The following is a 1,316-nucleotide window of genomic DNA, read 5'->3' as shown; positions in this document are numbered from 1 at the left end:
ATTCCAGTGGCAACGGATTACGGCTACCAACCAGATTATGTTGTCGCGACAGACGATCTGCCACAAGGTGGTCGCCCTGCGCCGTTTATGGCACTGAAAAACGTGATTGAGCTTGGTGTAAGCGACGTTAAAGCATGCGTCAAAGTGGACGATTCAGCACCAGGCATCTTTGAAGGTCACAATGCGGGCATGTGGACGGTGGGTCTGCTGCTTTCTGGTAACGAAGCGGGTCTGACATTTGAAGAATACCAAGCCGCAGACGAAGCAACCTTAGAGAAAGCTCGTGAAAAAGCACGCGCGAAGTTTATCAAGAGTGCACCTCACTACTTAATCGACACCATCTCCGATCTGCCAGAGGTGATCGTAGATATCGAACAACGCCTAGCCACGGGCGAACGTCCGTAGTTTTCGCTCGTGAATTCAGAATGTAAAAAGCCTCTCCATATTGAGAGGCTTTTTGTATTTATGGAAAGCGGAGGGGTCAATTAATCGCGGTACTTGCTCGACGCTTTAGCTTAAAGCCCATACTGGTCGGCCGTTCTTCTGGCTCACCTTTGATGGCATGCAACAGTTTTTCTGCCGCCTTGGTGCCCATGCGCTCATAATCAAATTCTGCAGATGTCAAACTTGGGTAAGCGTGCTCCCCCATAGAAGAGCCTTCAAGGCAAATAATGGCAATGTCGGTCGGGACTTTGAGCACGCGGCGATGGCACTCAAAGAGCGCACCAATTGCTATCTCCTCATGGCTACACACCAAAGCATTCAAGCTTGAATCGCGCAGCAATAACTTCGCCAATCCTTCCGCACCCAATTGTGAAGATGGCGCTTCATGAGTCGTCAGAAAATGATCTGGGGTGAGATAGTTTTCAATCATCGCACTTTGCCAACCGTGTAACTGGCGTTGCAACGTCGAGTGATTCCCGCGCGCCCCAATAAAACCAACGTTCTTAAAACCTTGTTCAATCAGGTGTCTGGTACAGGCCTTACCCACTTCGAAGTGATCCACGCCAATGTTGAGATAACTGGCCTTTGAGCTCAGTTCGGCAATCTCTAACACTGGCGTATTTGACGCCTCTAACAGTTGATGCGTTCGCTGACTATGCTCACTTCCAAACAGTACAACGCCCGCAGGACGGCTCTCTAAAAAGGTCGAAAGCAACTTTTCTTCTTGCTCAGTCGAGTAGTCGCTGTAACCCAGTAATAATTGATAGCCCGCTTTGTTTAACGCCTGTTGGAAGCTTGGTAAGAAATGCGCGCATGCTTTTTCAAACAATGACGGAATGATTAGAGCGATGGAATAACTTTCTGCAGATGCT

Annotated in this window: 2 protein-coding genes; one reads left to right on the top strand and one right to left on the bottom strand. The window is 48.9% G+C overall.

Annotation, left to right across the window (positions count from 1 at the left end; translation table 11 throughout):
• Positions 1-405: HAD-IA family hydrolase (locus R7E00_RS23720; protein ID WP_318124689.1), on the top strand; the 405-nt coding region annotated here is incomplete at its 5' end.
• A 76-nt stretch (positions 406-481) separates the two neighbouring features.
• On the opposite strand, the gene R7E00_RS23715 is transcribed toward R7E00_RS23720, so the two are convergent.
• The coding region (locus R7E00_RS23715; protein ID WP_318124687.1) for a substrate-binding domain-containing protein at positions 482-1,316 on the bottom strand (835 nt) is incomplete at its 5' end.

Origin of the sequence: Vibrio sp. Vb1755 (assembly GCF_033338635.1) — a bacterium.
GTDB classification, from domain to species: domain Bacteria; phylum Pseudomonadota; class Gammaproteobacteria; order Enterobacterales; family Vibrionaceae; genus Vibrio; species Vibrio alginolyticus.
Note: the sequence above shows the minus strand (reverse complement) of the source record. Positions and strands in the feature narration are given on the sequence as shown.